This window comes from Enterobacter sp. D2, assembly GCF_034427575.1.
GTDB lineage: Bacteria > Pseudomonadota > Gammaproteobacteria > Enterobacterales > Enterobacteriaceae > Enterobacter > Enterobacter cloacae_M.
Map to the genome: position 1 here is coordinate 200770 of NZ_JAXQPP010000002.1, position 21417 is coordinate 222186.

Annotated in this window: 16 protein-coding genes; 5 read left to right on the forward strand and 11 right to left on the reverse strand. The window is 56.6% G+C overall.

Annotated elements, in window-relative coordinates:
- Window positions 1-54 precede the first annotated feature (54 nt).
- The 3 genes from mazG to rlmD all read right to left on the reverse strand — a co-directional run bounded on the left by mazG (window position 55) and on the right by rlmD (window position 4495).
- On the reverse strand, window positions 55-846 hold the full coding sequence (gene mazG, locus SPG90_RS13160) for a nucleoside triphosphate pyrophosphohydrolase (protein ID WP_045404169.1): 792 nt from the start codon (window positions 844-846) through the stop codon (window positions 55-57).
- Window positions 847-913: 67 nt separating this feature from the next.
- Window positions 914-3145, reverse strand: a complete 2232-nt coding sequence (gene relA, locus SPG90_RS13165; protein WP_008499628.1) for a GTP diphosphokinase — start codon at window positions 3143-3145, stop codon at window positions 914-916.
- 51 nt (window positions 3146-3196) lie between these two features.
- Window positions 3197-4495 carry a 23S rRNA (uracil(1939)-C(5))-methyltransferase RlmD gene (rlmD, locus tag SPG90_RS13170; protein ID WP_322408183.1) on the reverse strand — a complete coding sequence of 433 codons (1299 nt, stop codon included), beginning with the start codon at window positions 4493-4495 and terminating at the stop codon, window positions 3197-3199.
- A 57-nt stretch (window positions 4496-4552) separates the two neighbouring features.
- Here rlmD and barA point away from each other — a divergent pair, with 57 nt between their 5' ends.
- Entirely contained in the window at window positions 4553-7312 is a 2760-nt protein-coding gene (gene barA / locus SPG90_RS13175) for a two-component sensor histidine kinase BarA (protein WP_126303055.1), read from the forward strand.
- A 95-nt stretch (window positions 7313-7407) separates the two neighbouring features.
- On the opposite strand, the gene SPG90_RS13180 is transcribed toward barA, so the two are convergent.
- The 8 genes from SPG90_RS13180 to syd all read right to left on the reverse strand — a co-directional run bounded on the left by SPG90_RS13180 (window position 7408) and on the right by syd (window position 15722).
- Window positions 7408-8547, reverse strand: coding sequence for a glycerate kinase (locus tag SPG90_RS13180; RefSeq protein WP_045355763.1), 1140 nt, complete (start codon window positions 8545-8547; stop codon window positions 7408-7410).
- 77 nt (window positions 8548-8624) lie between these two features.
- Complete coding sequence (gene gudD, locus SPG90_RS13185; protein ID WP_126303056.1) at window positions 8625-9962, reverse strand: glucarate dehydratase; 1338 nt, start codon at window positions 9960-9962, stop codon at window positions 8625-8627.
- A 15-nt stretch (window positions 9963-9977) separates the two neighbouring features.
- Window positions 9978-11318, reverse strand: a complete 1341-nt coding sequence (locus SPG90_RS13190) for an enolase C-terminal domain-like protein (protein WP_126303151.1) — start codon at window positions 11316-11318, stop codon at window positions 9978-9980.
- Window positions 11318-12673, reverse strand: coding sequence for a galactarate/glucarate/glycerate transporter GudP (gudP, locus tag SPG90_RS13195; RefSeq protein WP_023309021.1), 1356 nt, complete (start codon window positions 12671-12673; stop codon window positions 11318-11320). The genes SPG90_RS13190 and gudP overlap by 1 nt, the downstream gene beginning before the upstream one ends.
- A gap of 295 nt (window positions 12674-12968) precedes the next feature.
- Window positions 12969-13418, reverse strand: a complete 450-nt coding sequence (locus SPG90_RS13200) for a flavodoxin (RefSeq protein WP_029741558.1) — start codon at window positions 13416-13418, stop codon at window positions 12969-12971.
- Between the two features lie 24 nt (window positions 13419-13442).
- A complete protein-coding gene (gene truC, locus SPG90_RS13205) occupies window positions 13443-14219 on the reverse strand; it encodes a tRNA pseudouridine(65) synthase TruC (RefSeq protein ID WP_045404163.1) in 777 nt (258 codons plus the stop codon).
- A complete protein-coding gene (locus tag SPG90_RS13210; protein WP_023309024.1) occupies window positions 14216-14545 on the reverse strand; it encodes a YqcC family protein in 330 nt (109 codons plus the stop codon). Before SPG90_RS13210 ends, truC begins: the two co-directional genes overlap by 4 nt.
- Before the next feature lie 631 nt (window positions 14546-15176).
- Window positions 15177-15722 (reverse strand): SecY-interacting protein, encoded by a 546-nt coding sequence (gene syd / locus SPG90_RS13215; protein WP_126303057.1) that lies wholly within the window; start codon window positions 15720-15722, stop codon window positions 15177-15179.
- Window positions 15723-15791: 69 nt separating this feature from the next.
- Between syd and queF the strand changes: the two genes are divergently transcribed.
- From queF to sdaB, 4 genes are all read left to right on the forward strand, one after another.
- Window positions 15792-16634 carry an NADPH-dependent 7-cyano-7-deazaguanine reductase QueF gene (gene queF / locus SPG90_RS13220; protein WP_126303058.1) on the forward strand — a complete coding sequence of 281 codons (843 nt, stop codon included), beginning with the start codon at window positions 15792-15794 and terminating at the stop codon, window positions 16632-16634.
- A gap of 116 nt (window positions 16635-16750) precedes the next feature.
- Entirely contained in the window at window positions 16751-18115 is a 1365-nt protein-coding gene (ppnN, locus tag SPG90_RS13225; RefSeq protein ID WP_023309027.1) for a nucleotide 5'-monophosphate nucleosidase PpnN, read from the forward strand.
- A 514-nt stretch (window positions 18116-18629) separates the two neighbouring features.
- Window positions 18630-19925, forward strand: a complete 1296-nt coding sequence (locus SPG90_RS13230; protein ID WP_322408184.1) for an HAAAP family serine/threonine permease — start codon at window positions 18630-18632, stop codon at window positions 19923-19925.
- A gap of 65 nt (window positions 19926-19990) precedes the next feature.
- Entirely contained in the window at window positions 19991-21358 is a 1368-nt protein-coding gene (sdaB, locus tag SPG90_RS13235) for an L-serine ammonia-lyase II (protein ID WP_045355758.1), read from the forward strand.
- Window positions 21359-21417 lie beyond the last annotated feature (59 nt).

Genomic DNA, 21417 nt, shown 5'->3' on the forward strand with positions numbered 1-21417 from the left:
CAAGCGCTTGTCATTTAAAAAATCACACAAATTGCGCTTGATCGCAAAATCTCGTTAGAGATCAGATTCCTGGCGCTTTACTTCCTGCCAGACTTCTTCCATCGCTTCGAGGTCAATTCCGCTCATTTCCAGGCCTCGCGAGGCGACAATCCGCTCAACTTCGCGAAAGCGTCGTTCGAATTTTAGGTTGGCTTTTTGCAGGGCGGTTTCCGCTTTTACACCCAGGTGGCGAGAAAGGTTGACGGTCGCGAACAACAGGTCGCCCATCTCTTCCTCAAGCTTTGCTTCATCCACCACCGCCTGCTGCGCTTCGTGCATGACTTCGTCAATCTCTTCGTGCACTTTATCCAGCACCGGGCCGAGGGAGGTCCAGTCAAAACCGACGGCGGAGCAGCGCTTCTGGATTTTATGCGCGCGCATCAGCGCGGGAAGGCTCAGCGGAATATCATCCAGCGCCGAGTGCTGGGATTTTTCCGCCCGCTCAGCGCTTTTGATCTGCTCCCAGCGGGCCAGCACCTCAGCGCTGTTCCCTGCGGTGGCATCGCCGAAGATATGGGGATGACGGCGCTCAAGCTTGTCGCTGATGGCAGCGCAGATATCGTCAAAGTTAAAGCGCCCTTCTTCCTGCGCCATTTGCGCATAGAACACCACCTGGAACAGCAGATCGCCCAGCTCGCCGCGCAGGTCGTCAAAATCTGCGCGGGAAATAGCGTCCAGCACCTCATAGGTCTCTTCGAGGGTATAAGGCGCGATGGTGGCGAAAGTCTGCTCTTTGTCCCACGGGCAGCCGTTTTCCGGGTCGCGCAGGCGTTTCATGATGCCGAGCAGGCGGTCGATTTGAGTCATAGTGTTTTCCATTAAAAAAACAAGCCGGGCGGCGGCAAAGCCTTACCCGGCCTACAGAAGAGTGTGTTTAACCGCCGTGCAGACGACGCGCGTCTATCACATCCGGCACCTGGTTCAGTTTGCCGAGCACGCGGCCCAGCACCTGCAGGTTGTAGATTTCGATGGTCATATCGATGGTGGCAAGCTGCTCGCGGGTATCGCTGCGGCTGGCGACGCCCAGCACGTTGACCTTCTCGTTGGCGAGAATGGTCGTGATGTCGCGCAGCAGCCCGCTGCGGTCATTGGCAGTGACGCGCACCACCAGCGAGTAGCCAGCGGAATAGCTCTCACCCCAAACCGCTTCCACGATGCGCTCCGGCGCATGCGACTGCAGCTCGGCAAGCTGGTCACAGTCGGAACGGTGAATCGAAATCCCGCGTCCCTGGGTGATAAAGCCGACGATATCGTCGCCCGGAATAGGCTGGCAGCAGCGGGCAATGTGGTGCATCAGGTTACCTACACCCTCGACCACCACGCGGCCGTTGTCTTTACTGCGCTGCTGCGGCGCGTAGGTTTTCTGCTGCAGCTGCTTCAGCGCCGCCGCATCCTGCTCTTCCGCGCTTGGCTTATTGAACTGCGCCTGCAGGAAATTCACCATCTGATTCAGACGAATATCACCGCCGCCAATGGCCGCTAACAGCTCGTCAAGCTCGTTGAAGTTGTAGCGCGGCAGCAGGAATTTTTCCGCCTCTTTCAGGCTTATCCCGATATGCTCCAGCTCGTCGTCGAGGATCTGGCGACCGGCAAGGATGTTCTTGTCACGATCCTGCTTACGGAACCAGGCGTGAATTTTCGAGCGCCCGCGGCTGGTGGTGACGTAGCCCAGGTTAGGGTTAAGCCAGTCCCGACTCGGGTTGGGCTGCTTCTGGGTAATGATTTCAATCTGGTCACCCATCTGCAGCTGATAGGTGAACGGTACAATACGCCCGCCGATTTTCGCCCCGATGCATCGGTGTCCCACATCGCTATGGATATGGTAGGCAAAATCAAGCGGCGTAGAGCCGGCCGGCAGGTCGACAACGTCCCCTTTCGGCGTAAAGACATACACCCGATCGTCAAAGACCTGGCTGCGCACTTCGTCGAGCATCTCGCCGGAATCGGCCATCTCTTCCTGCCACGCAATCAGCTTGCGCAGCCAGGCAATGCGGTCTTCGTGGCCAGAACGCGCCCCACCGGAGGTGCCTTCTTTGTATTTCCAGTGCGCGGCAACGCCCAGCTCGGCGTCTTCATGCATCTGTTTGGTGCGGATCTGAATCTCAACCGTTTTACCGCCAGGGCCAAGCACCACGGTATGGATAGACTGGTAGCCGTTCGGTTTTGGGTTGGCGACATAGTCGTCGAACTCATCGGGCAGATGACGGAAGTGAGTGTGTACTATCCCCAGCGCGGCGTAGCAATCCTGCAGACGCTCCGCCACGATACGCACGGCGCGTACGTCAAACAGCTCGTCAAAGGCGAGGTGTTTCTTCTGCATTTTGCGCCAGATGCTGTAGATATGCTTAGGCCGACCGTAGACTTCGGCGCGCACGTTCTCTTCTTTCATCGCCTGGCGCAGGCCGCCGACAAACTCCTCGATATAGTGCTCGCGGTCGATACGGCGCTCGTGCAGAAGTTTGGCAATCCGTTTATATTCCGCCGGGTGCAGATAGCGGAAGCAGTAATCTTCCAGTTCCCACTTCAGCTGACCAATCCCTAAGCGGTTCGCCAGCGGCGCATAGATGTTCGTACACTCTTTGGCGGCCAGCACGCGCTCGTCTTCCGGCGCATCCTTCACCTCACGCAGATGAGCAATACGCTCTGCAAGCTTGATAACCACGCAGCGGAAATCATCCACCATGGCCAGCAGCATCCGGCGAACGTTATCGACCTGTTCTGAGGAAACGGAATCGGTGTGCGCGGCCTTCAGCTGGCGAATGGCCGCCATATCGCGCACGCCGTGGATCAGCGCGACGACGGATTTCCCGACGCTGTCGCGCAGTACGTCTTCGCTGACCACGTCCGCATCCGCGAGGGGGAAGAGAAGCGCGGCCTGCAGCGTTTCAATATCCATGTTCAGCATGGATAAGATTTCCACCATCTCAACGCCGCGCCACAGGAGAAGATCGGCATCCGGATGCCCCTGCGTGGTGCGCAGACAATAGGCCCAGGTTTCGGTTAAGCGTTCACACGACTGCTGGCTGGAAATTCCCAGACTTGCGATCCATTTTTGTGGGTCAAATTCCCCAGCTTTATTGAGATGTGCACTTCTTACCGCAACCATTGTCCTCTCCTTTAGGGACCTGGGCCTGTCGAAGTCGACAAGCCAAACAAATTAGATGTGCTCGAACAACACCATCGATTCCAGATGTCCAGTGTGCGGGAACATGTCCAGCATTGCCAGACGCTGAATCTGGTAACCCGCGCTGATTAATGCCTCGCTGTCCCGGGCAAGCGTTGCCGGGTTACAGGAAACATAGACCACACGCTTCGGCGCGAGTTTAATAATATGTGCCATCACACCCGGGGCACCGGCACGCGCCGGGTCGAGCAAAATTTTATCAAAGCCCTGCTTTGCCCACGGCTGTTGGGTGACATCTTCCTCAAGATTTTGATGAAAGAATGTCACATTTTGCAAGCCGTTCTGCAGCGCGTTCTCCTGCCCTTTAGCCACCAGCGCCTCAACGCCTTCCACGCCGACGACGCTGGCCGCTTCTCGCGCCAGCGGCAGCGTGAAGTTGCCCATTCCGCAGAACAGGTCGAGCACCCGATCGCTTTTCTGGACGTCCAGCCACGTCAGCGCTTTCTCAACCATCAGTTGGTTAACGCCATCATTCACCTGAATGAAATCCCGCGGGCTGAACGTTAAGCGTAGCCCGTTTGACGCATACCAGGGCGCCTCACCGGTAACCTGCTCAAGTATCTCGCTTTGTGATGCAAGGAAAAGCGCCAGGTCGTGGGAATGCGAAAAGCGTTCCAGTTTTTCGCGATCTTTTTTCGACAACGGCGCGGTATGGCGCAGGACCATCAGCGGTCCATTGTTTGCCATGACCAGTTCGACATGCCCGAGATGGCGAACGCCGTCCAGCCCGGAAAGACAGGTGCGCACTTCCGGAAGTAATGCCTCAAGATGGAGCACCAAAATGGGGCACTGCTGCACATCGACAATGTCGCTGGAACCGGCCTTGCGAAACCCCATCTCCAGCCGAGCCGTTTTTGGCTGATAGCTGAGGCTCAGGCGCGCGCGTCGACGATAGCCCCAGGGCACATCGGCGAGAATTTCGTTAACGTCATGTTTAAGCTGACGCGCCAGCGCGCGGCTTTTGCTTTTTTGCTGTAATTCTGTGCTCGCATGCTGTTGCTGGCAGCCCCCGCAAACGCCAAAATGTGGGCAGCGGGGCTTCACGCGCTCCGGGCTATCGTTGAGGCGACGCTTAACCTGTCCGCGCGCGAACTGGCGTTTATCTTCCGTCAGCGTAATTTCTGCTCGTTCTGTTGGCAGTAAACCTGTTATAAACAGAGCTTTACCATTGTGACGTGCCACTCCCTGACCAAACGGATCGAGGTCCGTGGCTTCAACAGTAATGATTTGACGCGTCGTCACGCGTCGCTTTGCAGAGTAGAATTGCGCCATCGCCGAGATTTTTCTCACATAAACATAATTATCTTAATTGTCCCATAACGGAACGCCATGACCAACTACAGCCTGCGCGCGCGCATGATGATTTTGATCCTCGCCCCCACCGTTCTCATCGGTTTGCTGCTGAGTATCTTCTTTGTGGTGCACCGCTATAACGATTTGCAGCGGCAGCTGGAGGATGCAGGTGCCAGCATTATCGAACCGCTTGCCGTGTCCAGCGAGTACGGCATGAACCTGCAAAACCGCGAATCCATTGGTCAGTTAATCAGCGTGCTCCACCGCCGCCACTCGGACATCGTACGCGCCATTTCCGTTTACGACGAACATAACCGCCTGTTTGTCACCTCGAATTTTCATCTCGATCCGGCGGCTCTGAAGATCCCGGACGGTACGCCATTCCCGCGCCACCTCACCGTACTGCGGCGCGGCGATATCATGATCCTGCGCACGCCGATCGTATCGGAAAGCTATTCCCCCGATGAGTCTGCGCAATCCGATGCCAAATCCAGCAACAATATGCTGGGATATGTGGCGCTGGAGCTGGATCTCAAGTCGGTCCGGCTACAGCAGTACAAAGAAATTTTTATCTCTGGCGTGATGATGCTGTTCTGCATTGGCATTGCGCTGATCTTCGGCTGGCGCCTGATGCGCGACGTGACGGGCCCCATCCGCAACATGGTTAATACGGTTGACCGCATCCGCCGCGGTCAGCTCGACAGCCGGGTGGAAGGGTTTATGCTGGGTGAGCTGGACATGCTGAAGAACGGCATCAACTCGATGGCCATGTCGCTGGCGGCGTATCACGAAGAGATGCAGCACAACGTTGACCAGGCCACGTCCGACCTGCGCGAAACGCTGGAGCAGATGGAGATCCAGAACGTTGAGCTGGATCTGGCGAAAAAGCGCGCCCAGGAAGCGGCACGTATTAAGTCGGAATTCCTTGCCAATATGTCTCACGAGCTGCGTACGCCGCTCAATGGCGTGATCGGCTTTACCCGCCTGACGCTGAAAAGCGAGCTTAACCCGACTCAGCGCGATCACCTGCACACCATTGAACGTTCGGCCAACAACCTGCTGGCGATCATCAACGACGTGCTCGACTTCTCCAAGCTGGAAGCGGGCAAGCTGATCCTGGAGAGTATTCCGTTCCCGCTGCGCAGTACGCTCGATGAGGTGGTGACGCTGCTCGCGCACTCGTCGCACGACAAAGGCCTTGAGCTGACGCTTAATATTAAAAACGACGTGCCGGATAACGTCATTGGCGATCCGCTGCGCCTACAGCAGGTCATTACCAACCTTGTCGGGAATGCGATTAAATTCACCGAAAGCGGTAACATCGACATTCTGGTAGAAAAACGCTGCATCAGCAGCAATAAGGTGCAGATTGAAGTCCAGATCCGCGATACCGGCATCGGTATTCCTGAGCGGGATCAGTCGCGTCTGTTCCAGGCGTTCCGTCAGGCGGACGCCAGTATCTCCCGCCGTCATGGCGGTACCGGCCTGGGGCTGGTGATCACCCAGCGCCTGGTGAACGAGATGGGCGGCGATATCTCTTTCCACAGCCAGCCGAACCGTGGTTCAACCTTCTGGTTCCACATTAATCTGGACCTCAATCCGAATGTCCTGACCGATGGCCCGGTGACGGACTGCCTGAAAGGCAAGCGTCTGGCCTACGTCGAACCTAACGCGGCGGCCGCGCAGTGCGCGCTCGATATTTTAAGCACCACGCCGCTGGAGGTGGTCTACAGCCCAACCTTCTCAGCGCTTGCCGTTGAGCACTACGATATTCTGCTGATGGGGATCCCGGTTACCTTCACCGGCGAGCTGACCATGCAGCAGGAGCGGCTGGCGAAAGCCGCCTCAATGACCGACTATCTGCTGCTGGCGCTGCCCTGCCACGCCCAGATTAATGCAGAGGAGTTGAAAAACGACGGAGCCGCCGCGTGTCTGCTGAAGCCGCTCACCTCGACCCGCCTCCTGCCCGCGCTCACGGAGTATTGCCGTCTTAGCCAGCATGCTCTCCCGCTGATTAACGATGAGCAAAAATTGCCCATGAGCGTGATGGCGGTGGATGATAATCAAGCCAACCTGAAGCTGATTGGCGCATTGCTTGAAGACCAGGTTCAGCACGTTGAGCTGTGCACCAGCGGCGCGCAGGCGGTTGAACAGGCGAAGCAGATGCAGTTCGATTTAATCCTGATGGATATTCAGATGCCGGGCATGGATGGCATTCGGGCCTGCGAGCTGATCCACCAGCTGCCGCACCAGCAGCAAACCCCGGTCATTGCGGTCACCGCGCACGCGATGGCCGGTCAGAAAGAGAAGCTGCTGAGCGCCGGAATGAATGACTATCTGGCGAAGCCCATCGATGAAGAGAAACTTCATAATCTGCTGTTACGCTATAAGCCGGGTCACATTGGCGGGACGTACACGGTTTCCAGCGAGCCGGTTGAAATCAGCGTTAACCAGAACGCCACCTTTGACTGGCAGCTTGCCCTGCGCCAGGCGGCGGGTAAACCCGATTTAGCCCGCGAAATGCTGCAAATGCTGGTCGCGTTTCTGCCGGAAATTCGCAATAAGGTGGAAGAGCAGCTGGTGGGTGAAAATCCGGAAGCGCTGCTGGAAGCGATCCACAAGCTGCACGGCAGCTGCGGGTACAGCGGCGTACCGCGGCTGAAAAACCTTTGCCAGCTGCTGGAGCAGCAGCTGCGTGCCGGCACGCCGGAATCGGAGCTTGAACCGGAGTTCCTGGAGCTGCTGGATGAAATGGATAACGTAACGCGCGAAGCGACGAAGTTGCTGGGAAGCTGAGATAAAAGCCCGGTGGCGCTTCGCTTACCGGGCCTGCAATTGCGGGTGCGGCCTGATGCCCTCACCCCGATCCTCTCCCACAGGGAGAGGGAGAACTACATTCCCTGCCCCACTTTCAGCACCGCCGCGATATTCCTGGCGGCCATCCTGACGTTCTCGCTGGCATTTTCCAGCGCATCCTCCAGCGAGCAGATGGTGTAAATCACGCTAAACACCGCATCAATGCCGTGATCGTGTACCACGCCAACGTCCGCCGTCAGGCTGCCTGCAATGCCGATGACGGGTTTGTTAAAGCGTTTCGCCACTTTCGCCACGCCCACCGGAACTTTGCCGTGGATCGTCTGGCTGTCGATGCGGCCTTCTCCCGTGATCACCAGATCCGCATCGGCCACCTGGTCGGCCAGGTGTAGCGCATCGGTCACGATCTCAATACCCTGGCGCAGCTGCGCGCCGCAAAAAGCGTACAGCGCGGCCCCCATGCCACCCGCCGCGCCGCCGCCAGCAAGGTTTAGCACGTCGATATCCAGATCCCGGGCAATGACTCTCGCATACTGCGCCAGCGCGTTGTCCAGGGTGACGATCATCTCGGGAGTGGCCCCCTTTTGCGGGCCAAATACGGCTGACGCGCCATCCTTACCGGTGAGCGGATTCGTCACATCACAGGCGACCTCTATCCGGCACTCCGCCAGACGTCTGTCCAGCCCGCTCAGGTCGATACGCGCGAGTTTTCCCAGCTCGCCCCCGCCCTGCCCAAGGGGCTGCCCGCTGTCGTCCAGCAGCTTTGCCCCCAACGCCTGCACCATCCCTGCTCCGCCGTCATTGGTGGCGCTGCCGCCAATGCCGATGATGATATGCTTAACGCCCGCATCCAGCGCGTGACGAATAAGTTCGCCCGTGCCCCAGGAGGTGGTTTTCAGGGGGTTGCGCTGCGAAGGGACGACCAGCTCCAGGCCGCTTGCCGCCGCCATTTCAATAAAGGCACTCTGCTCGTCACCGGATAAGCCATAAAACCCTTCAACGCGCTCACCCAGCGGACCGGTCACCGGAACATGCACAATGCGTCCCCGCGTTGCCGCGATCATCGCCTCAACCGTTCCTTCGCCACCGTCCGCGACCGGCAGTTTGACGTAAACCGCCTCGGGAAAGATCTCGCGAAAACCACGTTCTATCGCTGTCGCAACCTCAAGCGCACTCAAACTTTCCTTATACGAGTCCGGTGCGATAACAATTTTCATAAGCCATCCTTACGCATAGTCATTACGTTAAGCATACACCACGTAAAAGACCGCTTGTGGGAGCGGTCCCAATGCGTTTATCGTACCATGCACGGGCGTTTATTGTCGAATGTCCAGTCGGGGATCAGATACTGTATCGCCATCGCATCGTCGCGCGCGCCCAGACCGTGTTTTTGATACAGCTCATGGGCTTTCATAACCTGGTCCATATCCAGCTCAACCCCTAGCCCCGGCGTGGAAGGCACCTGCACCATGCCACCTATGATCTCAAACGGCCGCTTAGTCAGACGCTGATTACCTTCCTGCCAGATCCAGTGCGTGTCGATAGCGGTAATCGTGCCCGGCGCGGCGGCGGCAACGTGCGTGAACATCGCCAGCGACACGTCGAAGTGGTTATTAGAGTGCGAGCCCCAGGTCAGGCCAAACTCGTGGCACATTTGCGCCACGCGCACCGACCCCTGCATCGTCCAGAAGTGCGGGTCAGCCAGCGGAATATCGACGGACTGCAATGACAGGGTGTGTCCCATCTGACGCCAGTCGGTGGCAATCATATTAGTCGCGGTCGGCAGCCCCGTGGCGCGACGGAATTCCGCCATGACTTCACGGCCAGAGAAGCCCTGTTCAGCCCCACACGGATCTTCCGCATACGCCAGCACGCCTTTCAGCTGCTTACCAATTTTGATCGCTTCATCAAGCGACCACGCGCCGTTCGGATCCAGCGTCACGCGCGCCTGCGGGAAACGTTTTGCCAGCGCGGTGACGGCTTCCGCCTCTTCCTCACCGGCCAGCACGCCGCCCTTCAGTTTGAAATCATTAAAGCCATATTTTTCGTACGCGGCTTCCGCCAGGCGCACCACCGCATCCGGGGTCATCGCCTCGTCGTGGCGAAGTCGATACCAGTCGCATTGTTCATCCGGCTGGCTCTGATAAGGCAATGGCGTCAGCCTGCGGTCGCCGACAAAGAAAAGATAGCCCAGCATTTCCACTTCGCTGCGCTGCTGCCCCTCGCCCAACAGCGAGGCAACGTTAACGCCCAGATGCTGACCCAGCAGATCCAGCATCGCGGATTCAATCCCGGTCACCACGTGAATAGTGGTGCGCAGATCGAAGGTCTGCAGGCCACGCCCTCCGGCATCGCGATCGGCAAAGGTATTGCGCACGGTGTTGAGGACATTTTTGTACTCGCCCAGCGTTTTGCCCACCACCAGCGGAATGGCATCTTCCAGCGTCTGGCGGATCTTCTCCCCGCCCGGAATTTCGCCCACGCCCGTATGGCCGGAATTGTCTTTGATAATGACAATATTGCGGGTGAAGAATGGCGCATGCGCGCCGCTCAGGTTCATCAGCATGCTGTCATGGCCCGCAACCGGAACGATCTGCATGGCGGTGACTACAGGGGTAGAAAAAGTACTCATCGTGTAATCCTTTTATCAGTGACGTTCAAAAACAGGGCGCTTACGGTCAAATGTCCAGCCGGGGATCAGGTACTGCATCGGGCCCGCGTCGTTACGCGCGCCGCCCGGTAGCTTTTTATACGCCTCATGGGCTTTATGGATCTGATCCCAGTCAATCTCCACGCCCAACCCCGGCGCATCCGGTACGGCAATCTTGCCGTTGATGATTTCCAGCGGATTTTTCGTCAGGCGGGCTTCCCCTTCCTGCCAAATCCAGTGGGTGTCGATGGCGGTCGGGTTACCCGGCGCCGCCGCGCCAACGTGGGTAAACATCGCCAGCGAAATATCAAAGTGGTTGTTCGAGTGACAGCCCCAGGTCAGCCCCCAGTCATCGCACAGCTGCGCCACGCGCACTGCACCTGAAAGCGTCCAGAAGTGAGGGTCCGCCAGCGGTATGTCGACGGCGTTCAGCATCACCGCATGGCCCATTTCACGCCAGTTGGTGGCGATCATATTGGTCGCGACAGGCAGCCCGGTGGCGCGACGGAACTCGGCCATGACTTCACGGCCCGAGAAGCCCTGCTCCGCACCGCAGGGATCTTCCGCATAGGTCAGGACATCCCCCAGCCCTTTGCACAGGCTAATTGCTTCATCCAGCAGCCAGGCGCCGTTCGGGTCAACGGTGATCCGCGCATCCATAAAGCGTTTTTTCAGCGCCCGGACCGTTTCAATCTCCTGCTCGCCGGGCAGCACGCCGCCCTTCAGCTTGAAATCCTTGAAGCCGTAGCGATCCTGCGCCGCCTCGGCCAGCCGCACCACCGCGTCGCTGGAGAGCGCTTCCTGGTGGCGCAGGCGATACCAGTCGTGATCGCCCGTGGATCGAGCCAGATAAGGGAGATCGGTCTTATTGCGATCGCCAACGTAGAACAGATAGCCCAGCACCGTTACCGCATCGCGCTGTTTGCCTGGCCCCAGCAGCTCGCAAACCGGAACATTGAGCGCCTTACCCAGCAAGTCGAGCAGGGCGGCCTCCAGCGCGGCGACCGCATTGACGCGCAGTTCAAACGTCCAGGCACCTTTACCGAACGTCTCAAAGTCCGCCGACTGATTGCCCTTATGCACCCGCTGAACGACCTTGTTCAGACGGGCGACCTCCTGGCCCACCACCTGCGGAATGGCATCGACCAGCGTCTGGTAGATCACCTCTCCGCCCGGGGCTTCGCCCACGCCGGTATTCCCTGCGCTGTCTTTCAGCACGACGATATTACGGGTAAACCAGGCGCTATGCGCACCGCCAATGTTGAGCAGCATGCTGTCCTGTCCGGCTACCGGAATGACCTTCATCTCCGTAACGGTTGGGCTCGATTGCGTTGTCATCATCCACGCTCCGCAACAGGTTTAAGTTCGACGCGTTTGATATCCCCAACCAGCACCAGGTAACTCAGCACCGCCACCAGCGCATGCACACCCACGTAGATCAGCGCACCGTTGAAAGAGCCGGTGGTGCCGACGATGTAGCCGATAGCGATAGGCGTAACAATCCCGGAGATATTGCCGAACATGTTGAACAGTCCGCCGCTCAGGCCGCTGATCTCCTTCGGCGCCGTATCCGCCATCACCGCCCAGCCCAGCGCGCCAATGCCTTTGCCGAAGAAGGCCATCGCCATAAAGCCGATAATCATCCATTCGGCGTTGACGTAGTTACAGAACACCATGGTCATGGAGAGCAGCATGCCGAGCACAATCGGGGTTTTACGCGCGATGTTCAGCGAGCCGGTCCGGCGCATCAGCCAGTCGGAAATCACTCCGCCGAGCACGCCGCCGACGAAGCCGCAGATTGCCGGGACCGACGCGACAAATCCCGCTTTCAGAATCGACATGCCGCGAGCCTGCACCAGGTACACCGGGAACCAGGTGATGAAGAAGTAGGTTAAGGCGTTAATACAGTACTGGCCCAGATAGATGCCGATCATCATGCGCGAGCCGACGAGCTGCTTGATCTGCGCCCATTTCTGGCTGAACGGGACTTTTGCTTTTGCGGATTTCTGATCCATATTGATCAGCGCGCCACCTTCCGCGATGTACTCCAGCTCTTTTTTGTTCACGCCAGGGTGCTGGTTGGGTTCGTGGATCACTTTCAGCCAGACGAAGCTGATGACGATCCCAAGCCCGCCCATGAAGAAGAAGACGTGCGACCAGCCCACCTCATGCGTCAGCCAGCCCATGATTGGCGCGAAGATCACCGTTGCGAAGTACTGTGCGGAGTTGAAAATCGCCACCGCCGTTCCCCTCTCCTGCGCCGGGAACCAGGCAGCGACAATGCGGCTGTTCCCCGGGAAAGAAGGTGCTTCCGCTAAACCTACCAGGAAGCGCAGCGTGAAGAGCGCCACGATAATGCCGAAGCCGCTGAAGATATCGACGAAACCCTGCAACAGGGTAAACATCGACCAGATAAAGATGGACCAGAAATAGACGCGTTTAGATCCAAAACGGTCCAGCAGCCAGCCGCCAGGAATTTGACCGATGACGTAGGCCCATGAGAATGCGGAGAAAACGTAACCCATGCCCACCGGATCAAGGCCGATATCTTTTGCCATTTCCGAACCGGCAATGGACAGCGTGGCGCGGTCACCATAGTTAAAGGATGTGACGATAAACAACATCACCACTATCCAGTAGCGGGCATTGGTGCGCTTTTCAGCGCTGCTCGCTGCGTGGCTTAATGTACTCATTGTTGCACTCCTGAAACATAGCTTTCGCCTGGTTCATTCTGTACAGCACCGGTAGGGTAATCAGAATGAGATTGGTGTTTTGTCGTTTTGGTACGGCCTGACGCCGTTTTATAGTGACCGGAAAAGTATATGAAGGAGTGCCTCATCACCTCACCGTGCAGAAACACAGTATTAAAGGGTGTATGAGAGGTTGTTTATGGCATAAGCCCAGGGGAATGGAAGGTGGTTCACGGAATTGGCGTTTGGAGCGGGATGTATCGCCGGGCGGCGGCTACGCCTGACCCGGCCTACACAACTATTTAAGGAGAGTTGCCCAGTGCTCGACCCACGGGTTCGATTCGCTTTCGGGTTCAGGATGCTCCCCGGCATCAATCAGCAGCATCTCGCCGACGCGCTGGGCGCTCTGTTCCTGCAGGAGCGCATCGAACTGCTTGCCGCCGCCGCAGAAGTTAGCGTAAGAGCTGTCGCCCAGAGCAATGATGCCGTAGTGCACGTCCGGCTGATAGCCAAGCTGGTCTTTAATTCCCTGGAAAAGCGGCACGATGCTGTCCGGCAGATCGCCCTGCCCGGTGGTGGAGGTCACCACCAGAATGTATTTATCTTTATACTTTTCCCAGTCTGCCAGTTCCGGATCTTCATAGACCGTGGCTTTATGGCCCTGGCTGGCGAGTATTGCCTCAGCCTCTTCCGCTACCAGCAGCGAGTTGCCGTACATTGTCCCGACAAAAATGCCTACTTCAGCCATGCTATTTTCCCATAATGAATGCGTTTACCGTTCATCCTGAACGTTGCCCGATACAAACTCAACCCTTTCATTTTCGGGGAGTTGTCCCAGCCAGCCAAACTGTGACAGCGCCTGCATCCAGACGTCGTCCAGCCCAGCACGGATAGTCAGCGGCTCGCCGGTAAACGGGTGCGTCAGGCTCAGCTCGCTGGCGTGCAGCATCAGACGATGGCAACCAAAGTGTTCGGCCGCACTGCGGTTCTGGCGCAAATCACCGTGTTTGCTGTCGCCAATAATCGGATGGCGCAGGTGCGCAAGATGGCGTCGCAGCTGGTGCTTACGCCCGGTTTTAGGCAGAAGCTCAACCAGGCTGTAGCGTGTGGTCGGAAATTTGCTGGTGGCCACCGGCATTTCGGTCGTCGCCATGCCGCGATAATCCGTCACTGCGGGCTGCGGACCTTTGTCATCGCGGGCAAATTTATCGGCGATTTTGTCCAGCTCCTCCACCAGCGGATAATCCAGCGTGGCGGCTTCCGTCAGCCAGCCGCGCACGATCGCGTGATAGCGCTTTTGCATCTGATGCTGTTCAAACTGCTGTGACAGCAGGCGTCCCGACTCACTGGAAAGCCCCATCAGCAGCACGCCGGAGGTCGGCCTGTCGAGACGATGGGCGGTAAAAACATGCTGACCAATCTGGTCGCGAACGGTCTGCATCACCACCACCTTCTCATCGCGATCGAGCCAGCTGCGGTGTACCAGCCAGCCTGACGGTTTATTCACCGCTACCAGCCACTCGTCCTGATAGAGGATCTCAAGCGTCATGCATCTTCACCGGCAAACAGGGCATCCAGTTTTTCCAGTTCGACCAGCATCACGTCGCGCGCAGGGTGCGTCGCCTCGAGCGCCATTTCATAGTAGGGAGAGACGGCAAACGCCTGCGGAAGCGGGTGACCGCCCTCAAGCAGGGCGTGCATGCGCGGAATTAACACCCACTGCAGCCATTCAAACGGGGCCAGCGTATCCAGGCAGAAGGGCTGAGTGCTCGCGAACGCTTCTGGCTGCGGCGCGGTCTCCTGCCACAGCTGATGTTGGCGCAAAAGGGCTTCGATGGCGTGCAACTGCGCACGAACGCTATCGTGTTGCGTCATAGTAACCTCAACTGAAAAAGTGAACGGCGCGCAGCATAGCATTGCGGAAGGCAGAAATAAAAAAAGGGAGCACTGTAAAAACAGTGCTCCCGGTTCGTTTCGCAGCATTCCAGCTACAATTCGTGCTCCCTGCTCATCCGTGACAACTTTTCCTGAAGCCCGAAGGCCTGGTCATCCGTAAGCCGATGCATCCTGCACACATCTTCCTGACGCGTTTGTCTCATCCTGAAACATCCTGGCCTTCCTGACCCACCGACCATCCTGACCGGCTCTCATTCTCCTTCCTGGAGGTGTCCCTTACGCATCCTGCGTTATCCACTTCGCTTCATCCTGAAGCCTTCCTGCAGCGCCATCCTGACGAGTCCTGTGTGAGAAACGCCATCATCCTGATGTTCGTTTCTCGTGTCGGCGTCCTGTCGACGGAGATAGAATCCGCTATTCCGCTTCGTCTTACAACCCACTCAGCCGGAGTTGTAAGACGCACAGGCTCCCTAAAAATAATAGGATGAACAACTAATCTGTTGAAAAATAGAGTGATATTAATCTGAATTTAATGAGGTAATACTGAATGTTCCAGCGATCTCTCACAAACCTTGTAAGAGATCTCTCACACGCGCTGTAGCAGCATGGATTACAGAAGGGGCTCAAGTCGGGTGAGGAAATCCGCAAGAGAGGGGGCGAGAGTCTCGCGATTGCGGGTGCCGATAGTCTCTTTAACCACTTCACCTGACAGGTTACAGACGGATAACACATCCAGTTCGCTGTCCAGCGTGGCAATAAAAAGCGTCGGAGAAAGCTTAAGGCGTTTTTGCGTAACCAGATGACCAATCAGGTTTTCCTGAACACGCTGCAGATCGTCTTCGCTCCAGGTCTGCAACAGCGTCAGCGTGATATCAGCAAAGCGCGCGGGCATATCCCCTGCGAACTGCGTGGTATAAAACGCGTGAACCGCTGGTTGTACCACAATGTCCATTGCACGCTCAACCGCATTTACATTTTGCTCGCCATCGAAAGGTTTTGGCTGCCAGATAACGTAATCGTCGACTGAAGAGATAATGCACGGCGAGGGTACGCCATACAAATCAGTGCTTTGTGGCCATGTTCCGTGCTTTTCATGCCATGCATCGCAGTAGCGGGTCGTGAAGGTAGTGAGGGCATTTGCAGTTTCGATGTCCACCGATTTCTCTCTTCTTGTCAGACAGGATAAACTCAGGCCATAAGTGTACCTGTAAAGTGGTTATGAAACATGTCTTACGAAAATCATCAGGCGTTAACCGGCTTAACGCTGGGTAAATCGACCGATTACCGCGATACCTACGATGCAAGCCTGCTGCAGGGCGTGCCGCGCAGCCTGAATCGCGATCCTCTGGGCCTGCATGCGAATGCCTTGCCGTTTGTCGGCGGTGACATCTGGACGCTGTACGAACTCTCGTGGCTTAACGCGCGCGGTCTGCCGCAGGTGGCAGTGGGCCACGTTGAGCTGGATTACGCCAGCGTTAATCTCGTCGAGTCCAAAAGCTTTAAGCTCTATCTCAACAGCTTTAACCAGACAAAATTCAACAGCTGGGACGACGTTCAGCACACCCTGGAACGTGATTTGAGCGCCTGCGCGCAGGGAAAGGTGAGCGTTTCACTGTATCGCCTGCACGAGCTGGAAGGGCAGCCAGTCGCACACTTCAACGGGACCTGCATCGACGATCAGGATATCGAGGTGGAGAATTATGAATTCAGCGCGGACTACCTCGAAAACGCGGCGAGCGGCAAAGTGGTTGAAGAGACGCTGGTCAGCCACCTGCTGAAATCCAACTGCCTGATCACCCACCAGCCGGACTGGGGCTCGGTGCAGATCCAGTACCGCGGCCCGAAAATTGACCGGGAAAAATTGCTGCGCTACCTGGTCTCGTTCCGCCATCACAACGAATTTCACGAGCAGTGCGTGGAGCGCATCTTTAGCGATATTCAGCGTCTCTGCCAGCCAGAAAAACTGAGCGTTTACGCGCGCTACACCCGCCGCGGCGGTCTGGACATCAACCCGTGGCGCACCAACACCGATTTTGTGCCAGCAACGGGACGGCTGGTGCGTCAGTAATATAAATATTTTCACAATATGCGCGGTATCTTCCGCGCTTTAGGTTGTGAAACGTCACGCGCCAGGGCTATTGTAATCAACAGGGAAAGACGATAATCGTCCCGTAAGGAGCTCACTTGATTACACATATTAGCCCGCTTGGCTCAATGGATATGTTGTCGCAGCTGGAAGTGGACATGCTTAAGCGCACGGCCAGCAGCGATCTTTATCAACTGTTTCGTAACTGTTCACTTGCCGTTCTGAACTCCGGAAGCCTGACAGATAACAGTAAAGAACTGCTGTCCCGCTTCGAAAGCTTTGATATCAACGTGCTGCGCCGCGAGCGTGGCGTGAAGCTTGAAGTCATCAACCCGCCGGAAGAGGCCTTTGTCGACGGGCGCATCATCCGTTCACTTCAGGCTAACCTGTTTGCCGTGCTGCGTGACATTCTGTTTGTTAACGGGCAGATCCACAACGCAGGCCGTTTCCAGCATCTCGACCTGGAAAGCTCGGTCCATATCACCAACCTGGTGTTCTCCATTTTGCGTAACGCCCGTGCCCTGCACGTTGGCGAAGCGCCGAACATGGTTGTCTGCTGGGGCGGCCACTCCATTAACGAAACCGAATACCTTTATGCCCGTCGGGTTGGAACGCAACTCGGCCTGCGTGAGCTGAATATCTGTACCGGCTGCGGTCCGGGTGCGATGGAAGCACCAATGAAAGGAGCGGCGGTTGGGCATGCGCAACAGCGTTATAAAGAGGGACGCTTTATCGGCATGACCGAACCGTCCATCATCGCCGCTGAGCCACCTAACCCGCTGGTTAATGAGCTGATTATCATGCCGGATATTGAGAAGCGTCTTGAAGCGTTTGTCCGTATCGCCCACGGCATTATCATCTTCCCGGGCGGCGTGGGGACAGCGGAAGAGCTGCTCTATCTGCTGGGTATTCTGATGAACCCCGCCAACAAGGATCAGGTTCTGCCGCTGATCCTGACCGGGCCAAAAGAGAGCGCCGACTACTTCCGCGTGCTGGACGAGTTTATCGTGCACACGCTGGGTGAAGCCGCACGTCGTCACTATCGCATCATCATTGACGATGCCGCGGAAGTGGCGCGCCAGATGAAAAAAGCGATGCCGCTGGTGAAGGAGAACCGTCGCGATACCGGCGATGCGTACAGCTTTAACTGGTCAATCCGTATTGCGCCAGACCTGCAGATCCCGTTCGAGCCAACTCACGAAAATATGGCGAACCTGAAACTCTACCCGGACCAGCCGGTGGAAGTCCTGGCTGCCGATCTGCGTCGTGCCTTCTCCGGGATTGTGGCGGGCAACGTGAAAGAGATGGGCATCCGCGCCATTGAACAGTACGGTCCATACAAGATCCACGGCGACCCGGAGATGATGCGCCGCATGGACGACATGCTGCAGGGCTTTGTCGCCCAGCACCGCATGAAGCTGCCGGGCTCAGCCTATATTCCTTGCTACGAAATCTGCACATAGCGCTCAGCAGCATCTGATCAAAGCCGGGTCGCCTGTTGCGCGTCCCGGCTTTTTTATTACCGAGGTAATTCATACGCATCACTTATGTCTTTTACAAACTATGCGCAAACGCAAACGATTACCTGGTTTTTTCAACCGTAAATTATCAGCCTTAATCCAAATTACCTGCCAGAAAATACTAAAAACCCATTTCTTTACAGCTAAAGACACCTATATCACGGGCCAGTCTTTCAGCTCACATGTCGTTGGTGGTAGCCTTCGCGCCCGTAAATTCTCTTTGGTGTTTTTTTAACAGATAAATGGTCTAAAGATGCCCACATCATAAGTGGATTATTGCATTTGGGATCAGGATCACTGATAGATTCATAACTAGAATGTATCTTTCCGCCCGCCAATAGTTACGGGCGAAAATTATTAAAAAACCGTCACTGAACGAATTTCATATTACCGTCAGGCACTTTTTCATCGGATTTGACTAAAAAACCTGACAATTCGCTTCCTCCAGGAGATACAGATGGAAACCACTCAAACCAGCACCGTTGCTTCGATTGAATCCCGAAGTGGTTGGCGCAAAACGGATACCATGTGGATGCTTGGCCTTTACGGCACGGCAATCGGCGCTGGTGTACTGTTCCTTCCTATCAACGCAGGCGTCGGCGGTCTGATTCCGCTGATCATTATGGCTATCATTGCTTTCCCGATGACCTTCTTTGCACACCGCGGTCTGACCCGCTTCGTGCTGTCCGGTAAAAACCCGGGTGAAGACATCACTGAAGTGGTTGAAGAGCATTTCGGCGTGGGCGCAGGTAAACTGATTACCCTGCTCTACTTCTTCGCGATTTACCCTATCCTGTTGGTTTACAGCGTGGCGATCACCAACACCGTTGAAAGCTTCATGCTGCACCAGCTGCACATGACGCCGCCTCCGCGTGCGATTCTGTCTCTGATCCTGATCGTGGGCATGATGACCATCGTTCGCTTCGGTGAGCAGATGATTGTGAAAGCAATGAGCGTACTGGTCTTCCCGTTCGTTATTGCTCTGATGGTACTGGCTTGCTACCTGATCCCACAGTGGAACGGCGCAGCGCTGGAAACCCTGTCCCTGAGCAGCGCATCGGCAACCGGTAACGGCCTGCTGATGACCCTCTGGCTGGCGATTCCGGTGATGGTGTTCTCCTTCAACCACTCCCCAATCATCTCCTCTTTCGCCGTGGCGAAACGTGAAGAGTACGGTAATGGCGCAGAGAAGAAGTGCTCCAGCATTCTGGCACGCGCTCACGTCATGATGGTACTGACCGTTATGTTCTTCGTCTTCAGCTGCGTACTGAGCCTCTCCCCGGCGGATCTGGCGGCAGCGAAAGAGCAGAACATCTCTATTCTGTCTTACCTGGCGAACCACTTTAACGCACCGGTCATTGCGTGGATGGCACCAATCATCGCGATTATCGCCATCACCAAATCCTTCCTGGGCCACTACCTCGGCGCGCGTGAAGGCTTCAACGGTATGGTGATTAAATCTCTGCGCGGTAAAGGCAAGAGCATTGAAATCAACAAGCTGAACAAAATCACTGCACTGTTCATGCTGCTCACCACCTGGGCGGTAGCGACCCTGAACCCAAGCATCCTGGGCATGATTGAAACCCTGGGCGGCCCGGTCATCGCGATGATTCTGTTCCTGATGCCGATGTACGCGATTCAGAAAGTCCCTGCTATGCGCAAGTACAGCGGTCATGTGAGCAACGTCTTTGTGGTTATCATGGGTCTTATCGCAATCTCTGCGATCTTCTACTCCCTGTACACCATGTTCTGATTATCACCCGCGCCGACTTCGGACGGCGCACTCCTCCCTCTCTGACTGAAAGCAATGGACGCATCATGATTAGCGTATTCGATATCTTCAAAATCGGTATTGGTCCTTCCAGCTCTCACACCGTCGGACCAATGAAAGCCGGTAAGCAGTTCACGGATGACTTGATTGCACGCGGCATCTTGCATGACGTTACCCGTGTGGTTGTCGATGTATACGGCTCACTTTCCCTGACCGGGAAAGGCCACCATACCGATATCGCCATTATCATGGGCCTGGCGGGAAACCTGCCGGATACCGTTGATATTGATGCGATCCCTGGCTTCATCCAGGATGTGAACACCCACGGTCGCCTGCTGCTGGCGAACGGTGAGCATGAGGTTGAATTCCCGGTTGACCACTGCATGAATTTCCATGCGGACAACCTGTCGCTGCACGAAAACGGCATGCGCATTACCGCGCTGGCCGGCGACAAAGCGGTATACAGCCAGACGTATTACTCTATCGGCGGCGGCTTTATCGTCGACGAAGACCACTTTGGTCAAACCAATACCTCTTCTGTCGAAGTGCCGTATCCGTACAAAACGGCGGCGGATCTTCAGCGTCACTGTCAGGAGACGGGCCTTTCCCTCTCCGGCCTGATGATGAAAAACGAGCTGGCACTTCACAGTAAAGAAGAGCTCGAACAGCACTTCACTAACGTCTGGGAAGTGATGCGCGGCGGTATTGAGCGCGGGATCACCACCGAAGGCGTTCTGCCGGGCAAGCTTCGCGTGCCGCGTCGCGCTGCTGCGCTGCGCCGTATGCTGGTGAGCACCGACAAAACGACGACGGACCCGATGGCCGTTGTAGACTGGATCAACATGTTCGCCCTGGCGGTAAACGAAGAGAACGCCGCAGGGGGCCGCGTGGTCACCGCGCCGACTAACGGCGCCTGCGGTATCGTTCCGGCGGTGCTGGCGTACTACGACAAGTTTATCCGTGAAGTGAACGCGAACTCGCTGGCGCGCTACCTGCTGGTCGCTAGTGCGATTGGTTCGCTGTATAAGATGAACGCGTCTATTTCCGGTGCGGAAGTGGGCTGTCAGGGTGAAGTCGGCGTGGCGTGCTCCATGGCGGCGGCGGGTCTGGCCGAACTGCTGGGTGCAAGCCCGACACAGGTGTGCATTGCTGCGGAAATCGGCATGGAACATAACCTGGGACTGACCTGTGACCCGGTTGCCGGACAGGTACAGGTGCCGTGCATCGAACGTAACGCGATTGCCTCAGTGAAGGCGGTGAACGCGGCACGTATGGCGCTGCGCCGCACCAGCGAGCCGCGCGTCTGTCTCGATAAGGTTATCGAAACCATGTACGAAACAGGTAAAGATATGAACGCCAAATACCGCGAAACCTCTCGCGGCGGCCTGGCGATGAAGATCGTGACCTGCGATTAAGCCCCTCAGGAAGCCTCGTTTTGCGAGGCTTCTTCCTGTTTTCCCCACCATTCATAGTT

What these genes read in the sequence shown, in the direction of transcription:
- mazG (WP_045404169.1), bottom strand. Translation starts at nt 846, where the DNA reads ATGACTCAAATCGACCGCCTGCTCGGCATCATGAAACGCCTGCGCGAC.
- relA (WP_008499628.1), bottom strand. Translation starts at nt 3,145, where the DNA reads ATGGTTGCGGTAAGAAGTGCACATCTCAATAAAGCTGGGGAATTTGAC.
- rlmD (WP_322408183.1), bottom strand. Translation starts at nt 4,495, where the DNA reads ATGGCGCAATTCTACTCTGCAAAGCGACGCGTGACGACGCGTCAAATC.
- barA (WP_126303055.1), top strand. Translation starts at nt 4,553, where the DNA reads ATGACCAACTACAGCCTGCGCGCGCGCATGATGATTTTGATCCTCGCC.
- SPG90_RS13180 (WP_045355763.1), bottom strand. Translation starts at nt 8,547, where the DNA reads ATGAAAATTGTTATCGCACCGGACTCGTATAAGGAAAGTTTGAGTGCG.
- gudD (WP_126303056.1), bottom strand. Translation starts at nt 9,962, where the DNA reads ATGAGTACTTTTTCTACCCCTGTAGTCACCGCCATGCAGATCGTTCCG.
- SPG90_RS13190 (WP_126303151.1), bottom strand. Translation starts at nt 11,318, where the DNA reads ATGACAACGCAATCGAGCCCAACCGTTACGGAGATGAAGGTCATTCCG.
- gudP (WP_023309021.1), bottom strand. Translation starts at nt 12,673, where the DNA reads ATGAGTACATTAAGCCACGCAGCGAGCAGCGCTGAAAAGCGCACCAAT.
- SPG90_RS13200 (WP_029741558.1), bottom strand. Translation starts at nt 13,418, where the DNA reads ATGGCTGAAGTAGGCATTTTTGTCGGGACAATGTACGGCAACTCGCTG.
- truC (WP_045404163.1), bottom strand. Translation starts at nt 14,219, where the DNA reads ATGACGCTTGAGATCCTCTATCAGGACGAGTGGCTGGTAGCGGTGAAT.
- SPG90_RS13210 (WP_023309024.1), bottom strand. Translation starts at nt 14,545, where the DNA reads ATGACGCAACACGATAGCGTTCGTGCGCAGTTGCACGCCATCGAAGCC.
- queF (WP_126303058.1), top strand. Translation starts at nt 15,792, where the DNA reads ATGTCTTACGAAAATCATCAGGCGTTAACCGGCTTAACGCTGGGTAAA.
- SPG90_RS13230 (WP_322408184.1), top strand. Translation starts at nt 18,630, where the DNA reads ATGGAAACCACTCAAACCAGCACCGTTGCTTCGATTGAATCCCGAAGT.
- sdaB (WP_045355758.1), top strand. Translation starts at nt 19,991, where the DNA reads ATGATTAGCGTATTCGATATCTTCAAAATCGGTATTGGTCCTTCCAGC.